The organism is Dawidia cretensis, from assembly GCF_018598175.1.
Taxonomy (GTDB): domain Bacteria; phylum Bacteroidota; class Bacteroidia; order Cytophagales; family Cyclobacteriaceae; genus Ohtaekwangia; species Ohtaekwangia cretensis.
This window is the reverse complement of sequence record NZ_JAHESE010000015.1, coordinates 94,048-111,777: the sequence shown is the minus strand read 5'-3', so window position 1 is coordinate 111,777 and position 17,730 is coordinate 94,048. Positions and strand designations below refer to the sequence as shown.

Sequence of the window (17,730 nt, the reverse complement as noted above, 5' to 3'; positions counted from 1 at the left end):
AAAATGGTTGGATTTTGTTGCTTCCTGTAGGATTTGTGGCAGTCTCCGCAACGGGTTGCATAATAACTTGCAAACGGTTGAATAAACATAACCAGTTCGTATGAGCAAAAAATTACTCTTCATTTTTTCATTCCTGATAACGGGGTGCTGCAGCCTGCTGGCACAGCAGATCGTGAAGGGAAAGGTGACAGATGAGAACGGGGCGGAACTGCCGGGTGTAAATGTCCTTATTAAAGGAACCGCCGTCGGCACCGCAACGGATGCTGAAGGCATATACTCGTTGACAGTGCCGGCGGATCAGGCGACAGGAGGCGTGATTGTCTTTTCGTTTATCGGGTACCTTTCAGAAGAAGTGGCCATCAACGGCCAGACCACGGTGGATATGCGGATGATCCCGGATATTCTCACGCTGGGTGAGGTGGTCGTGGTCGGTTATGGTACGCAGACCAAGAAAGATGTGACCGGCGCCATGGTGGCCGTAACAAACAAAGAGTTTAACAAAGGACAGAATGTAACGGCCGACCAACTCATCATGGGCAAGGTCGCGGGCGTACAAATTACCTCCAACGGTGGCGCTCCCGGCTCCGGCAGCCAGATCCGCATCCGCGGTGGGTCATCGCTCAATGCGAGCAACGACCCACTCATTGTGATCGACGGTGTACCCCTGGACAACGACCGCACGGCCGGTTCACCCAACCCACTGTCGCTTATCAACCCCGACGACATCGAGAGCTTTAACATTCTAAAAGATGCATCCGCTACCGCAATCTACGGATCGCGTGCATCCAACGGTGTCATCATTATCACGACCAAGAAAGGTAAGGCGGGCGACAAGATGCAGGTGCACTTCAGCTCGCAGGGGTCGGTCTCTAAAGTAGTAAAAACACTCGACGTGTTAAGCGCTGACGAGTTTCGTGCGGTAGTAGGCCAATATGCGAACGCTGGCGACAAAACCCGTCTCGGTACCGCCAATACCGACTGGCAGGATGCCATCTTCCGTGATGCCTATACTTATGACAATAATCTGAGCCTGAGCGGCGCCTTTAAAAAAATACCCTACCGGCTATCGGTTGGCCGGTTGAGCCAGGAAGGGATCCTGTTGTCGTCGAAGCTCGAAAGAACGTCGGCTGCGTTGAACCTCAATCCTACGTTCCTGGACGATCACCTGAAAGTGAACATGAGCCTGAAAGGCTTAATGACCGAAAGCCAGTTCGCCGACGAGGCAGCAATCGGTACAGCAGCATCCTTCGACCCGACGCAACCCATCCGTGCCGACTACCCGGCTTACGATGGCTACTTCGAATGGATCCAGGGAAACGGTAATCCTACTGGTCTTGCTCCACGCAACCCCGTAAGTATCCTGAGCCAGCAAGACGGTCGAGCCGATGTTAAACGGAGCATTGGCAATCTGCAGCTGGATTACAAGCTGCACTTCCTGCCCGCGCTACGCGCCAATCTCAACATGGGCTATGACATTTCGGAAAGCGATGGTACGACCACATTACCGGCGACGATGGCTTCGGTGATGCTCCAGGGCGGCACGCACAATGTCTATACACAAAAGAAGCAGAACAACCTGCTGGATTTTTACCTGAATTATGTAAAAGAGCTGCCCGGCCTACACAGTAAGGTGGATGTTACCGCAGGTTATTCATATCAAAGCTTCACCACTAAGAACCCTGCCAGCTATACCCTCAGCATTCAGAACGAGGGAGACACGCTAAACCGTGTCGAGCCGGTAGAGCTGAAAAATGTATTGGTATCTTTCTTTGGTCGTTTGAACTATAGCTTTAAAGACCGTTACCTGTTGACGGCAACGCTGCGTCGCGATGGATCGTCGCGGTTTAGTCCCGACAGCCGCTGGGGTACTTTCCCCTCGGTGGCCCTGGCGTGGCGTATCATGGACGAACCTTTTATGCAGGATGTGAAAGGCCTTACCGATCTAAAGCTTCGGGCAGGCTATGGCGTAACGGGTCAACAGGACCTGGGTGCGACATCGCAAGGATACTATCCGTACCTGGCGCGCTATGTACGTAGCAACGCAGAGGCCAGCTACCTGTTTGGCGATACCTACATCCGCACGCTGCGCGCGCAAGGATATGATTTTAACATCAAGTGGGAAGAGACGCAATCGTACAATGTAGGGATTGACTACGAGTTCCTGGCCGGGAAGGTCTATGGTAGTGTAGATTATTATCAAAAGAAGACAAAAGATCTATTGGCCGAGATTCCGCTGCCGGCTGGCTCGAACCTGACAAACCGCCTGTTTACCAACGTAGGCGAAGTGGAAAACCGCGGCGTGGAAGCATCGGTGAATGTGAAGGCCGTGGAGCGCGGCAAGTTTGCCTGGGATATCGGCGTCAATGCTACCTATAACAAAAACGAAGTATTGCGCCTCAGTAAAACCGCCAATGAAAGCTCAGCGGGTATTGAAGTAGGAGACATCGGTGGGGGCGTGGGCAACCGCATCCAGATCCACACGGTAGGGTATGCGCCATACTCGTTTTATGTATACAAGCAGGTATACAATGAACAGGGTGCTCCGCTGGAGGGTGTGTACGAGGATTTGACTGGCGATGGCGAGATCACGGCCGACGACAAATACCGCTATCACAACCCCGCGCCGAATGTGTTTCTGGGCTTCAATACCCGGCTTTCGTACGATCGCTTTACCCTGTCCATGGTGGCGCGGGCTTCCTTCAGGAACTACGTGTATAACAATAGTGCCGCCAATGCATATTTCTCCAACGTGTCGCAAAGCGGTTACCTGGTCAATATATCCGCAGCGGTATATGATACCCGGTTCGTGGGGCCGAACGACGCCAATCGTCAATACTCGGATCATTTCGTCGAGAACGCATCGTTTCTGCGCATGGATAACATCAACCTGAGCTACCACGTGGGAAAGGTGGTCAAAGAGAAGCTCGACGTGAACGTGTCGGCTACCTGTCAGAACGTGTTTGTGATCACGAACTACAGCGGTCTCGATCCGGAGACTTCTACCGGTCTGACCAACTCGTTCTATCCGCGTCCGCGCGTATTTACACTCGGTCTGACACTTGATTTTTAATCTTAACGGAGCGAAACACATGAAGACAACATTCATCAAAAATATAGCCTTCACCGCCACGCTGGCGTTGGGCGTGCTCGGCTGTACCGACGACCTGGACCAGGTTCCTAAATACGAAGATACATCGGCCAATATCTATAAAGACTTTGCCAACTATAAGTCCATCCTGGCCAAGGCATATTCCGGCCTGGCATTGACAGGTTCACAAGGTCCCGAAGGCAATCCGGACATCAAAGGTGGAAACGAAGGGTTCTCGTCGTACCTGCGCCAATACTGGCAATTACAGGAACTGTCTACGGATGAGGCCGTGATCAGCTGGACCGATGCAGGCCTGCCGAACCTGCATTCCATGGATTGGACGAGCACCAACCAGTTTATAGAAGCGCTGTACTACCGTATATTCTATCAGGTAGCGATCTGCAACGAGTTTATTCGCGAAACGACCGATGGCAAACTGAGTGAGCGCGGCATTACCGGTGCGGATTTCGAAGAAGCCAAACATTACCGGGCAGAGGTGCGCTTTCTGCGTGCATTGAGCTACTGGCATGCGATCGACCTGTACGGCAGCGTGCCGTTCGTCACCGAAACTGACGAAGTAGGCTCTTTCTTTCCGAAACAGATCTCACGTGCAGACCTGTTTGCCTACCTCGAAAGTGAGCTGACGGCCATCGAATCAGAGTTGGTACCCGCCCGTCAGAATGAATACGCCCGTGCCGATCAGGCTGCAGCCTGGGCGTTGCTGACCCGATTGTACATGAATGCCGAAGTGTACACCGGTCAGGGGCGCTATACAGACGCCATTACCTATGCCAGGAAGGTGATCGATGCCGGCTACACGCTGGAAGAAAATTTTGAGCACAACTTCCTGGCCGATAATGATCAGTCTACCGAAGTTATTTTTCCTGTGGCGTCTGACGGCCTGCGTATTCAAAGCTATGGCGGCATGAACTATATTTTGAAAGGCCCCATTCCGAGAGGTAAAAATGTGGAATACGGTATCGACGCAGGCTGGTCTGGTCCGCGCGCTACGAAAAACATAGTGGACTTGTTTCCGCCGATTGGCAGCGGTATCGATGAGCGTGAGATGTTCTTTACCGAGGGTTACACGCTGGAGATCGGAAGTGTTGCTTCGGAGACAGACGGTTATCCGATCATCAAATTTAAAAACATCACCTCTACGGGCCAGCCCGGATCACACGTCATCTTTGTGGATACCGACTTCCCGATGTTCCGGTTGGCAGACATATACCTCCTGTATGCCGAGGCCGTCCTGCGCAATGGACAGGGTGGAAGCCGCGGCGAGGCGTTGGGGTATGTAAACGACTTGCGCGAGCGTGCTTACAACAATACCAGCGGTAACATTACCGACGGACAGCTTACACTGGATTTTCTCATCGACGAACGTGGACGCGAGCTGGCGAGCGAAGCCGTGCGGCGTACGGACCTGATCCGCTTTGGTCGCTTTACCGAGGACACCTATCTGTGGCCCTGGAAAGGTGGAGTAGAGAATGGCCGCGGGGTAGAGTCTTACCGCAAACTATATCCGATTCCGCAGTCGGATCTGATTGCCAATCCGAATCTTGATCCGAAGGTAAACGGCTATTAATCATGTCGCGGATGTTTTTAAAACAGACAACTATGAAGAAATTACTAAGCTATACGATAGGCGTATGCCTGCTGGTCCTGGCCGCCTGTGATGAAGACGGCACCAATACGGTGCTGTCGCCGGGTGAAGATTCGCAACTCACGGCCTCGAAGGCTGAGATTGTGCTGACGATGGAAACGGCTGCCGAAACGGCGGTAGTGTTTGAGCGTACCGATACGGAATATGGTTTTTCTGCGGCGGTAACCTACACATTGGAGCTTGATAAGAAGAGCGATAACTTTGAGTCGCCCCGTATGGTAATCCTGGGGGCAACGCCGGAGGTGGCGTTGACAGTGACACAACTGAACGACATGATGCTGGCGGAAGAGCTGCCGGGCGAAGAGGTGGCAGACGTGGTCGTGCGCATTCGTTCGGATGTGTCGACGTCTGTCGACTCGCGCTATTCCAATACAGTCGAGCTGAAGGTGACGCCCTATATTGCCGAGCCTCCGTATTTAACCATATTCCAGGTAGGTGACGCCGCCGAATTTGGATGGGATGCCAACGTGGCCAGCCCGATGTTCCGCAGCGAGGCAGACAACTTCACCTATACGTTCACCGGGCACTTAAATGCCGGCCAGCTCAAGATCCTGGCGTACCAGGGCCTCTGGGCGCCGATGTGGGGCGTGAATGGCTCGGACGTGTTCTTCCGCGCAACAGATGCAGATCCCGACCCGGGCGCCTTCATGGTCGGCAGTGCCGGTTATTATACCTTTTCGCTGGACATTCTGAAAATGAAATATACCCTGGAAAGTTATGATGAGGCGAGCGCGCCGGACTACACAGGTGTTAATATCACCGGTGACTTTAGTGGCTGGGCATTGATCCCCATGGCCAATACCGCGGCGAATCCGCACGTGTGGACGCTTGACTATACGTTTGATGCCGATGTCGCCATTAAACTGGCAACGGATGGCTGGACGGCCCAGTGGGGTACCGTCGGTGTAGGCGACAAGCTCTACGGCACGGCTGTGCCCGCAGGTAACGACGACAAAATTGAAATTGTCGCGGGCAGCTATACCATCCTCTTCAACGACCTTACCAGGCAGTTTCTGCTGATTCCTCAAGAATAACGTCCCGAACCCCACAGGCACGGAACCGGCATACGCCTTCGGTTTCGTTGCCTGGCGGGGTGAGGATGTTTTACAACAAAACCATGAGCTTTCATTATATACGAATATACGTGGCCATTGTGCTGACCTCGGTAGCGCTGGTGGCCTGTCAGGACGACGACGGGGCCACAGCCCAGACAGAACAAAAGCTGGCATATTACGGTGCAGATCTTTCCTACGTCAATCAGATCGAAGAGCACGGTGGCGTCTATAAAGACGATGGCCAGCAACAGTCGCCGTATGTGATCTTTAAGAATCACGGTACAAACCTGGTGCGGCTGCGGCTGTGGCACAACCCTTCCTGGACGAAGGAGGTATACGGTGCCGACGGTAAGAAAATGTATAGTGATTTGAAGGACGTAGAGGTGTCTATCCGTCGTGCGAGGGAGGAAGGCATGGAAGTACTGCTTGACTTCCATTATTCCGACACGTGGGCTGATCCTGCCGCTCAGGACGTTCCTGCGGCATGGGCCAACATTACGGAGCCCGACGTACTGAAAGATTCCATTTACAATTATACGTTCGAGACGCTGCGTTACCTGAACGGCAAGGGACTTATGCCCGAGCTGGTACAGATTGGTAACGAGACAAACTGTGGCCTGCTGTTTACGGATGCGCCCGAGGGTTTTCCGACGTGCAACGTCTGCGAGGGGAAATGGGCAGAGACCGGTGCGGTGATCAATCGTGCCATCGACGCCGTGCGCGATGTAGCCGACGAGTCGACGATCAAGACCAAAGTGATTCTACACATTGCCGATCCAAAGAACGTCAAATGGTTCTTTGATAACCTGACCACTACCGGCAGTGTAACCGATTTTGACATTGTCGGATTTTCATACTATCCGCTCTGGCATACAACCGTTGCGCCCGACAAGCTTTCCGAGACCATTGCCGGGTTTAAGAGCGCGTATAACAAGGACGTGATGATCCTGGAAACGGCTTATCCGTGGACGATGGAAGCGCAGGATAGCTACACAAACCTGTTTGGAAGCGATCCCATATTGCCTGGCTATTCGTACACCCGTCAGGGACTCGAAAAACTGCTGCGCGATATGGCGCAGGAAGTGCACGATGGTGGCGGCCTTGGTATGATCTACTGGGAACCGGCCTATATCAGCTCCAACATGAAGGATACCTGGGGCGCGGGATCGTCGTGGGAGAACTGCGCGCTCTTCGACTTTTCGGGTAATGCGATCCCGGCGATCCACTACATGGAAGAATAGTCTCTCTACTTTTTAACGGGATATGCTTTTGAAACGAACTGCCTTATTGATACTGGCAGCCGTGCTCACTACGGCCACGCTGTCTGCTCAAACACCTCGAAAGCATCTATTGCTGGATGAAGGGTGGAAGTTCCACCTGGGCCACGCAGCCGATGCTACGAAGGATTTTAATTTCACCATCGCTAACCTGTTTTCGAAGGCGGGCAAAGCCGGCGGCACGGCCGTTGGCCCGAAGTTTGACGATCAGGCGTGGACGGGTATAACCCTGCCGCACGATTGGGCTATCGCTCTGCCGTTTGAAAATTCGGACAATGCCGATGTCATGGGGCATGGGTACAAGCCGGTGGGAGGGTTGTATCCGCAGAATAGCATCGGCTGGTATCGTAAGACGTTTGTTATCATGCCAGCGGATTCAGGCAAGCGGGTCTCCATTCAATTTGACGGTGTCTTTCGCGATTGCCAGGTGTGGTTGAATGGCTTTTACCTGGGTCGCAATGAAAGTGGTTATGTGGGGTTTGAATATGATATTACCGACTATATCCAGTTCAGGCAGGAGAATGTGCTGGTCGTGCGCGTGGACGCTTCGCAGTATGAAGGATGGTTCTATGAGGGGGCAGGAATCTACCGCCATGTGTGGCTGAATCAGTATGAGAACCTGCACGTCGCGTCGAACGGTGTATTTTTTCAGAGCACGGTCGCGGGGCGTGATGCCACGATTGCTGTGCAGACTTCCGTGATGAATGATGGATTGGCCGCCGGGCAGGGCAGTGTCCTGACCTATATCACCGATCGCAACGGTAAGGTATTGGTACAGGCTGCTGAAAAGCCGGTTGCATTGGCAGGCCGGAGCACAGCGGTCGTGCAACAGGAACTGACGATCAAAGATGCGCGGTTATGGTCGTTGGAAGATCCGTACCTGTATAAGGTAGTGAGTGTTGTTAAGCAGGACGGTCATATAGTCGATCAGGTTCGTCGGCGTTTAGGCGTTCGTACGGTGACGATCGAAGCGGCTACCGGGTTATCGCTGAACGGTAAACGAATAAAGATTCAAGGTGTAAACTGCCACCAGGATCATGCGGGCGTTGGATCGGCACAGCCGGACTACCTGCACTATTACCGCATTCGACGCTTGCAGGAGCTTGGCGTCAATGCATATCGTACAAGCCACCACGCACCGACGCCGGAGCTGCTCGATGCCTGCGACTCGTTGGGCATGTTGGTGCTGGACGAAGCCCGGTTGTTAAGCAGCTCGGCCGAGTACCAGGATCAATTCCGCCGCCTGATCGAACGCGACCGGAATCATCCGTCCGTATTTCTATGGTCTATTGGTAACGAAGAAGGCTATGCGCAAACCAACAGCTTTGGCAAACGCATCGCATTGTCGATGCTGGCCTTGCAGCACCAGCTCGATCCAACGCGTACCAGCACGTACGCGGCCGATCTCGGCAATGTGTTTCCGGGTGTAAATGAAGTCATTCCCATTCGTGGATTCAATTATCGCGAAAAGCATGTTGTGGCCTATCATCAGGATCATCCGGAGCAGCCGATCGTAGGCACTGAAATGGGAAGTACCGTGACGACGCGGGGCATCTATGCGGTGGACTCGGTCAAGGGCTATGTGCCCGATCAGGATATTACAGCACCCTGGTGGGCTTCCACGGCTGAAGCGTGGTGGCCGTTGGCCGCGGAGAACGACTGGTTTATGGGCGGCTTCGTCTGGACGGGGTTTGACTATCGTGGCGAGCCGACACCGTTTCAATGGCCGAATATCAGCTCACATTTCGGTATCATGGATGTGTGCGGGTTTCCCAAGAATATTTATTACTACTATCAATCGTGGTGGACTGATAAAGACGTGCTCCACATCTCGCCGCATTGGAACTGGAAAGGGCAGGAAGGCAAGAACATCGACGTGTGGGTGAACTCCAACGCCGACCAGGTCGAGCTATTCCTCAATGGCAAGAGTCTGGGTAAAAAGGCTATGCCGCGTAACCGGCACTTGCAATGGAGTGTGCCATACCGTGCCGGTACATTATCAGCCGTGGGTACAAAGCATGGGCGTACGATCCGTACACAGGTGCAGACAACGGACGCACCAGATGTGATTGAGCTTTCGACCGAGCGGACAATTGTATTAGCGGATGGACGTGACGCTGCGGTGATAAACGTGACCGTGAAAGATAAGCGCGGAAGGGAAGTGCCGGATGCAGGCAACCTTGTGCGCTTTCGTGTGCAAGGTGACGCCCGGATCATCGGTGTGGGTAACGGTGATCCCAGTAGCCACGAAGCAGATCAATGTGCCCCCGGTGCCTGGCAGCGATCGTTGTTTAATGGTAAATGCCAGGTGATTATACAGTCTGGTAAGACGGCGGGTGCGATTCGATTGGATGCCACCAGTGACGGGCTTCGGCCGGCAGTGGCAACAATACAGGCGACTGCCACAAAATAAAATCGAGAACGGAAAAATATAGAAGCATGAAGGCAAGAGTATTATTGTTGATCGTAACGTGTATTATCAGCGCCACCAGCTGGGCGCAAAAAGGAACCGATGTGTATGTGGACAAGGACGGCATTATGCGGTGGGGAAAAACCAACGAAGAGGTACGTGCCTTTGGTGTGAACTACACTGCGCCGTTTGCGTTTGCCTACCGCACAGCGAAACAACAAGGTGTTGATTTGAAGAAAGCCATCGACGATGATGTATACCACTTTGCCCGCCTGGGCTTTGATTTGTACCGCGTACACGTGTGGGATTGCGAGATCAGCGATAGCGTTGGAAACCTGTTAAACAACGTACACCTGGAGCTCTTCGACTACATGCTCAAGAAGATGAAAGATCGCGGTATGAAGTTCATGATCACCCCCATTGCCTACTGGCAGAACGGATGGCCCGCACCCGATGAAAAAACGCCCGGCTTCTCGTCGAAGTATGGCAAGGGCGATTGCCTGACCAACGAAGGCGCCATTCGCGCGCAGGAAAATTACCTGTACCAGTTCCTGAATCACGTCAACCCACATACCGGTTTGGCATATAAGAACGATCCGGATATTATTGCCTTCGAGGTATCGAACGAGCCGCACCACGGAGAGCCGGCGGCCAAGGTGACTGCGTTCATCAAACGCATGGTAACGGCCATGAAAAAGACCGGGAGCAAGAAGCCCGTGTTTTATAACATCAGCCATAGCATTCATCTGGCCGACGCGTATTTCAATGCCGGTATTCAGGGCGGAACATTCCAATGGTATCCCACGGGACTGGGTTCCAATCATGAGCTGGGCGGCAACCTGCTGCCCAACGTGGATAATTACGTCGTACCCTTTGCGGCAAATCCCGGCTTTAAGAAGATCGCCAAGCTGGTATACGAGTTCGATGCCGCCGACGTAGGCCGGTCGTATATATATCCTGCGATGGCACGCAGCTTCCGCACGGCGGGCATGCAGATCGCCACGCAGTTTGCCTACGACCCGACCTACATGGCCGACGTCAACACCGAATACGGCACACACTATATGAACCTGGTGTATGCACCGCAGAAAGCCCTTAGCCTCAAGATTGCCGGTGAAGTATTCCGAACGGTGCCGCTGTACAAAAGCTATGGCCGCTATCCAGCTAATGCAACCTTTGAGGACTTTAGCGTAAGCTATGAACAGGACCTCGCGCAAATGGTGACGGCGCAGAAGTTCTTTTATACGAACAACACCCGCACAGTGCCTCCTGCTGCTGAGAAGCTGGAAGAGATCGCCGGCTGGGGCAACTCGCCCGTGGTGCAGTACAGCGGTACGGGTGCTTATTTCATCGATCGCGTAACACCCGGCATATGGCGATTGGAAGTTATGCCCGATGCGGTGTGGGTGGACGATCCGTTTAGCAAGGCCAGCCCTTCTAAAAAGATGGCGGTTGTGCAGTCGCGTGCGCGGTTGATCAATATCCAACTACCAGATTTGAAAGATGGATATGCCGTGCAGGGTATGAATGCGGGCAATGCTTTCTCGGCCACCGCGGATGGAACTTCGTTTACCGTTACGCCGGGAACGTATTTGCTAACGCGAAAGGGCGCCACGGTCGGGGATTTGAACGTTCGTCTTCACAACAACATCGGCCTGCGGGAGTTTTTCGCGCCGGGCTCAAGCGTAACGGAAACGTACGTGCTACACAAGCCGCTCACAGCAGCCACGGAAGGCGATGCTTACACCGTAGAGGCAAACATTATTACCGCAACAGTACCGGACGCTGTTGAGCTTTATGTATACGGAAAGCATTGGAAGCCCGAAGTGATCCAGATGGACGCCGGTAGCGGCTTTACATATCGCGCGACGATTTCGCCCTCATTCCTGCAATCGGGCACCCTTCGATACTATATAACTGTACGCGCAGGAGGTAAAGCAACAACGTATCCCGGCGGGATTCCGAGCGGTGCGAACGATTGGGATTTCTATGGCAACCCCTATACCGTACCCGTATTACCTGCAAAGAGTGCAGTATACCTGTTCGCAGCTGCAGACGAAGCGAAGCTTTCGCGTAATTGGACACCCGGTACCAGCTTGATGCCGCTGGCGGAACCGGGACGTGTTGAATTGGCGGTGCCGGTGAAGAAGCTGTTTGAGTTGGATCCCGAGAACCGCCAGGGTAAACAGGTACACGACTACTCTATGCGGTATTTCTTTGGCCGCCAGGTAGCGGGGAGACATGGCGACATAGCGAAGGCTACACGTATCGTCTTCCATGGTCGCACGAAGGACGGGACACCACTGCCAGTACAACTGGCGCTGATCATGCGTGACGGCTCGGCCTATGGAGGCACAGTGACCGTGGACGTCCGCACCAGCGACTATAGCTTGGCGCTCGCGGACGTAAAGCCCGTATCGGTTGTAACATTGCCACGACCGTATCCATCGTTCTTACCATATTACTTCGTGCCTTCGGCTGTGTCTGGTTTCGCCTTGGACCAAGTTGAAACATTGCAGATCTCTATCGGACCGGGCTTAACGGGTGCCGCGTTGGACAGCGCGCACGAGCTGGTGATCGAGAGTGTGCGGTTGGAATAAACGCGACAGCCTAAGACTGTGCTCAAACTTTGCGCCAGCTGTACAGTAGGTGATCACGTGTTGATCACCTGTTGGATCAGTTTTGACGAGCTGTTTTGAAATAATTTTCGTTGGTTTGAAAAAATAGAATTTAGGGTTCCAAGGAGGGGGGAAGGAGTTGCGTGGAGAATCGGAGCCGGGACGAAAAAAAGGCATTCTTCGTCGGGGGTCCTTCGAGTCTGCCACAGGGTTCCTCCATAGATGTTCCACGGTTGAACCACGGATGATCTACGCTATATAGGAGTAAGACATGCCTGGGTTAGGCCTGAATCCAGGGAGGCGGGAGCCCGGATTAAATTGGCATCAGGATGCCATCCCGCGGACACCGAACCAAATCAGCTACCAGCCAATTCCATAGTCCTCACCATGATTTCCCGATCCGCCCCAGAACGTGCCATGCTCGCGATCGAAATAGATAGCATTGATCGGCCCAGCGGTACGTTCGTCCACGCCGATACTATACCCCATCTTCTTGAGTTCTCTCAAGACATAGTCCGGCGTCTGGGTGTTTACAGTAATAGCACCTGGCTTACGATCATGGTTACCAAACGAAGACCGCATCTGATAGCTCACAATGTTCGGTGCTTCTACGGCTTCTTGAATTGTCATGCCAAACTCCACTACGTTCAAAAAACACTGCAGCAGGTCCTGGTCCTGGCTGTCGCCGCCTTGTACAGCAAACGACAGGAACGGTTTGCCGTCTTTCATGGCCAGGCCGGGCGTGAGTGTTACGCGTGGGCGCTTGCCGGGTTCTAATACGTTGAAGGGGTTTTGGCGTTCGTCTAATACAAAGGACTGCATGCGTTGGCTCATGCCGACGCCCGTTTTGCCGGCGATGCAGGCGGGGATCCAGCCGCCACTGGGAGTGACGGATACAACCCAGCCGGATTCGTCGGACGCTTCGATGGAGGTAGTGCCTCGGTGGAAGTCGGCCAGGTAAGTCTCGTCTAACGGTGATGGTACCGGTGTGCTGCTGGCCTGGTTCCATTGGCGCAGGAGTGTCTGGTAGGGATTGATTTTTTGTTCGAAGGGGTAGGGGTCGCCCGGACCAGCCGTGGCGTGATTGCGGTCAGGGTTGATTTCTTTGGCGCGCATTTTGGCATATTCTTTCGAGAGTAGGCCTTTCAACGGTTCGTCTGGAGCAACCGCCGGATCGCCATAGTAGAAGTCGCGATCGGCGAAGGCGAGGTTCATCGCCTGGTAGAGCGTGTGCATGTAGCGGGCGGAGTTGTAGCCCATGGCTTTCAGGTCGAAATTTTCGAGGATGTTCAGGGTCTGCAACATGGCCGGGCCCTGGGTCCAGGAAGAGAGCTTGTAGACGTCGATGCCTTTATAGCGTACGGATACAGGCTCTTCGATCTTTACCTTCCAGTTGGCCAGATCTGACTGGGTGATAAGGCCGCCTTGTTCCTGGCTGCCGCGGGCAAACTCGGCGGCAATGTCGCCTTTGTAGAAACGATCGTAGGCGGCGTAGATAGCTTCTTTGCGGCTCTTACCTTTCTTCAGGGCCTGTTGCTCTGCTTCAACCAATTTACGCAACGTTTGGAGTAAGTCGTCTTGTTTGAATATTTCACCGGCAGCGGGAGCTTCGCGTTCCTGACCGGCGTGCGGTAAAAAAACGGCTCTGGAATACGGCCACTGTTTGATCGTCTCTTTATTGCGCTCGATGCTGTTGGCCGCCTGGGCTTCGATGGGATATCCTTCGGCCATCTGCATGGCCGGAGCCAATACATCGCGCAAACTAAGCGTGCCCCACTCGGCAAGCATGGTGCAAAGCCCACCGGGCGTGCCGGGCGTAACGGCCGCCAACGGACCGTACTCCGGCGGAAAGTCCATGCCTTTGCCTTTATAGAAGGCCGGTGTGGCGCCGGTAGGAGCAACACCGAGGGCATTGAGGGCAATGACCTTGTCCGTCTTGGGATTGTATATCAGCGCTTGTGTTTCACCGCCCCAGCTCAGCACGTCCCACATGGTGCAGGTTGCCGCCAGCATGGCGCACGCAGCATCCACGGCATTGCCGCCACGCTGAAAGACCATGGCACCGGCTGTTGCGGCGAGCGGCTTACCGGTAACGGCCATCCAGTGGCGGCCATGCAAGGGTGGTTTTTGTGTGCCTTGAATACGGGCGTTAAAAGTTTGACTATAAACGCCGGTGGTAACAAGTATACCGGTCAGGATCAGGAGTAGGTTTCGGGTGCGTGCCATAGCAGGAATATACAGATAGAAAAAACGGGATCATAGAACATTTATACTATCGGTGCTGGTCGTAGACCAACTGCGGAACGGACTGCTGTAATTCTTGCCACGACGACTCGCTTACGGTAGTATGACGTGCGGCTTCGACGATATCGGTTAACTGTGCATCCGTGCGAATGCCTACGACCGCACTGGTTACCGCAGGGTGGTGAAGCACATAGCCCAACGCCACAGAAGTTTTCGATGCATCGCCGGTTACCGCTCGTTGTACTGCGGCCGATGCTTTTTCCACTGCCTCCGCGCTGTGCGCCAGGTAAGTCTTCGCCGGTTTGTTGATCAATAATCCACTCGCCAGACCGCCCCGCACCAGCACACCGATCTGATGCCTCTGCAGTAACTCCAAACACGATTCCTCGGGACGGCGATCCAGTACACTGTATTGCATCATTACACTCACTATATGCGATCGGCGGCAATATTCACGAATCACGTTCGGCCGAATGGACGAGATGCCATAATGCCGGATCTTTCCTTGTTTTTGTAACAATTCAAATGCTTCGATTGTTTCGTCGATGGGATCATCGATTGTACCACCGTGCAACTGGTATAGATCGATATGATCGGTTTGTAGTCGCCGTAAGCTCGCCTCGACGGCTTGCAAAATATATTCTTTGCGCGGATTCCAATCCCAGCCACTGCCATCGGCCCGTAGTTGATTACCCACCTTTGTCGCTATAATGACCTTGTCGCGCATGCCGGCGAATGCACGACCGACTGTTTCTTCATTAAAGCCCCCCTGGTACAGATCGGCGGTATCAAAATAGTTGATGCCGCGATCGAAGGCCTGGTGTAGCAACGCTTTGTTAGCAGCGTGATCGTCGCCGAGCGACATGCAGCCGAAGCTGATCTCGCTGATGCGAAGCGATGTTTTAGAGAGCGGGCGATAGTTCATAGTGGTTCTTACTTCTCCAATTTCTTGAGCTCTTGATCCAGGTAGGCACGCGACAGCCAGTAGCCGTGCATCATCACACCATCGATCTTCCGCGTCTGTGTGATGTCGGTTAGCGGGTTGCCATTTAATAGTACCAGGTCTGCTACATTACCGGTCTTTACTACGCCGGCATCGGCGTGATGCAGGTAGGTAGCAACGTTAACGGTACCCGTCCGCAGGGCCTGGTACGGGGTAAGACCTGAACGCACGAGATACTCCAGCTCCTGGTGGGCGGAGAAGCCTGGCACATTAAACACCTGGGGCGCGTCGGATCCCAACAACAACCCAACACCTTGCTGCTGACACGCCAGGATGAGCCGGCGGCGCAGCTTGACGTAGCGTAACACCGCCTCGGGATTATAGAGCGGGTTTGAGGCCAGGTTTGTTTTGGCTTCGCACCACTGGGTGACCGTTTCTTTTTTCATGTAGCGGGAGGGCGCTTCGGCGCGGAAGGCTTCGGGTGTCATGCCGGGGGCGATCCAACGCTCGGCCAGTGCTTGTGTCGGAACGACCCAGGTGTTGCCGGTTTTCAATCCCTGGATCAAGGCAGGAATCTTGTTGGTATCGGCCTGGTCGGCTACGAAAACACCAAAGAGACCGATCTGCTGGTCGCTCATACGCTCGATACCGGGCACCAATCCTTCGACAAAACCATCGAGGTGATCGATAGAAGAGTAGCCCGACTTGATGGCATGCCAGATGCCGACTCCCGACGATACGTGGCCGATAAACGGGATGCCTACCTGCTTTGCGGTGAAGGCGATGGTATCAAACTTTTCGCGTGTCAGGCCGGGATGGAGCTTTAGAAAATCATAGCCCGCCGATTTTTGCTTGCGCACGAGGTCGGCGCCCGCCGCAGGAGAGGTAATGCTCATGCCGTTGAACGAAGGGCCGGAGGTGTAAAGGTCGGGGCCGATGATCTCGTGGCGCTGCAGCATGCCGCGTAGCGCGAGGTGGCGCGGGTGGCCCAGCATGCCACGGATGGTGGTAATGCCGTTCGCGGCGAAGAGTGTGATCACTTCTTTGGCGGGTTCAAGGTCGTCGACCGGCGGCACGTGCGCATGCATCTCCGCGAGGCCGGGAATCAAATACTTTCCCTTTCCGTCAATCACCAGGGCGTTCTTGCCATAGCTCACCTTCGTACCCATCGCTTTGATTTTGCCTTGTTCGATGACGACGGTCTGGTCGGCCAGTACCCGTTCCGCATCCATGGGAATTACATTGACGTGTGTAATGACCAGGGGCTGTTGACGTGAATCTACCGGTGTTTGCGCCCACAGCCCAAATGGGAGAAGCAGCAGGAAAGCGATAAAGGTTTTCATCTGGATGTAAGGGGTTATGAAAACAAGTTAGGAAAATGTTTGAGGCAGGTGGCAGAAATCCGGATAAGAGGTCGAAAAACGGAGTGAGCGTGGGAGTGAGAGCGAGGATAAAAAAACACCCCGTCTACTGGTAATAGAGGACGGGGTGCTCATTTGAAAAAAAGCTGTTGCCAGTTCGCGCGAAGCGATTATTTCATCGACTTGATCAAGTCTTCGTTCATCATTTGATAGTCACGGTTGCCAGCGGTCTTCGCTTTGGCCATGGAAGCATTTGCAGTTTCTGTAGCACCTTTCTTGTCACCTAATGCTTTTTGGATTTTTGCTTTTTGGTGCAGGATCCAGAAGGCGTCAGGGTTTGATTTGGAGGCTTCGTTGATCCAGGTCAGGGCTTGGTTCAGGTCGCGACCAGTTTCCAGATAATATACGGCGGCCTGGAAGTAGTTATTCGGGCTCACCTTGGTGTTCTGCTCGATCGACTTCATCACTTGTGCGTCGTAGTCCACGGCAACGGTGAATTTCACCGAGGTGTTTTCCCAGGCTACCTGAACCTTGGCGCTCTTGTTGTCGGCGGCGATGTCGCCGATGTTGATGGTCAGTGTTTCGATTTTTTCGGCGAGCGTTGAAGCTTTCACTTTGAAGTTCGCGGCATCTTTTGACTTATCATAGGCACCGGTGTTGCCGCCCATGGCTACGTCTTTATACAGGGATACGGTCCACTCGGTTTCGCCGGGCCAGGTCAGCAGCAGGTAGTCGCCTTTCGGTACGGATACACCTTCTACCTTCACATCGTCGGAGAACGATATGACGGTACCCTGGTTAGCGCCTGTGCGCCAAATCTTTCCATAGGGAACAAGGGCCGCAGCGTCGGTGCTGAAAATCTTGCGGCCTTTGATGCTGGGACGGGAGTAGCTTACTTTAACATCCGTCAGGCCGACGGTGGTGGATACGGATCCTGCCGTGCTGGGGGCCGGCGTCTTTACTTGCGCGCTGGCCGACAGGCCGGCGGCAAAAAGCAGTGCGATCCAAATCGTTCTTTTCATGGTGGTTAAATATTTTGGTGGTTTTAAAGCGCGCAAGTTAAACAAG

The 17,730-nt window shown here is 53.8% G+C and carries 10 protein-coding genes; 6 read left to right on the top strand and 4 right to left on the bottom strand.

The window, feature by feature from the left end; all coding sequences use genetic code 11:
• Positions 1-100: 100 nt before the first annotated feature.
• From KK062_RS15720 to KK062_RS15695, 6 genes are all read left to right on the top strand, one after another.
• On the top strand, positions 101-3,070 hold the full coding sequence (locus KK062_RS15720) for a SusC/RagA family TonB-linked outer membrane protein (protein WP_254085273.1): 2,970 nt from the start codon (positions 101-103) through the stop codon (positions 3,068-3,070).
• Between the two features lie 19 nt (positions 3,071-3,089).
• Complete coding sequence (locus KK062_RS15715; RefSeq protein WP_254085272.1) at positions 3,090-4,676, top strand: RagB/SusD family nutrient uptake outer membrane protein; 1,587 nt, start codon at positions 3,090-3,092, stop codon at positions 4,674-4,676.
• Positions 4,677-4,708: 32 nt separating this feature from the next.
• Positions 4,709-5,788 carry a SusE domain-containing protein gene (locus tag KK062_RS15710; protein WP_254085271.1) on the top strand — a complete coding sequence of 360 codons (1,080 nt, stop codon included), beginning with the start codon at positions 4,709-4,711 and terminating at the stop codon, positions 5,786-5,788.
• Between the two features lie 83 nt (positions 5,789-5,871).
• Positions 5,872-7,050 (top strand): glycoside hydrolase family 53 protein, encoded by a 1,179-nt coding sequence (locus KK062_RS15705; RefSeq protein ID WP_254085270.1) that lies wholly within the window; start codon positions 5,872-5,874, stop codon positions 7,048-7,050.
• Between the two features lie 22 nt (positions 7,051-7,072).
• Positions 7,073-9,499, top strand: coding sequence for a beta-galactosidase GalA (galA, locus tag KK062_RS15700; protein WP_254085269.1), 2,427 nt, complete (start codon positions 7,073-7,075; stop codon positions 9,497-9,499).
• Positions 9,500-9,525: 26 nt separating this feature from the next.
• A complete protein-coding gene (locus tag KK062_RS15695; protein ID WP_254085268.1) occupies positions 9,526-12,096 on the top strand; it encodes a cellulase family glycosylhydrolase in 2,571 nt (856 codons plus the stop codon).
• Between the two features lie 378 nt (positions 12,097-12,474).
• Here KK062_RS15695 and KK062_RS15690 read toward each other — a convergent pair whose 3' ends face one another.
• The 4 genes from KK062_RS15690 to KK062_RS15675 all read right to left on the bottom strand — a co-directional run bounded on the left by KK062_RS15690 (position 12,475) and on the right by KK062_RS15675 (position 17,684).
• Positions 12,475-14,340, bottom strand: a complete 1,866-nt coding sequence (locus KK062_RS15690; RefSeq protein ID WP_254085267.1) for a gamma-glutamyltransferase family protein — start codon at positions 14,338-14,340, stop codon at positions 12,475-12,477.
• Between the two features lie 46 nt (positions 14,341-14,386).
• The gene (locus tag KK062_RS15685) at positions 14,387-15,283 is read right to left on the bottom strand and encodes an aldo/keto reductase (protein WP_254085266.1); all 897 of its coding nucleotides are present in this window, start codon (positions 15,281-15,283) and stop codon (positions 14,387-14,389) included.
• 8 nt (positions 15,284-15,291) lie between these two features.
• Complete coding sequence (locus KK062_RS15680; RefSeq protein ID WP_254085265.1) at positions 15,292-16,644, bottom strand: amidohydrolase family protein; 1,353 nt, start codon at positions 16,642-16,644, stop codon at positions 15,292-15,294.
• Positions 16,645-16,832: 188 nt separating this feature from the next.
• On the bottom strand, positions 16,833-17,684 hold the full coding sequence (locus tag KK062_RS15675; protein ID WP_254085264.1) for a DUF2911 domain-containing protein: 852 nt from the start codon (positions 17,682-17,684) through the stop codon (positions 16,833-16,835).
• Between the last annotated feature and the right edge of the window lie 46 nt (positions 17,685-17,730).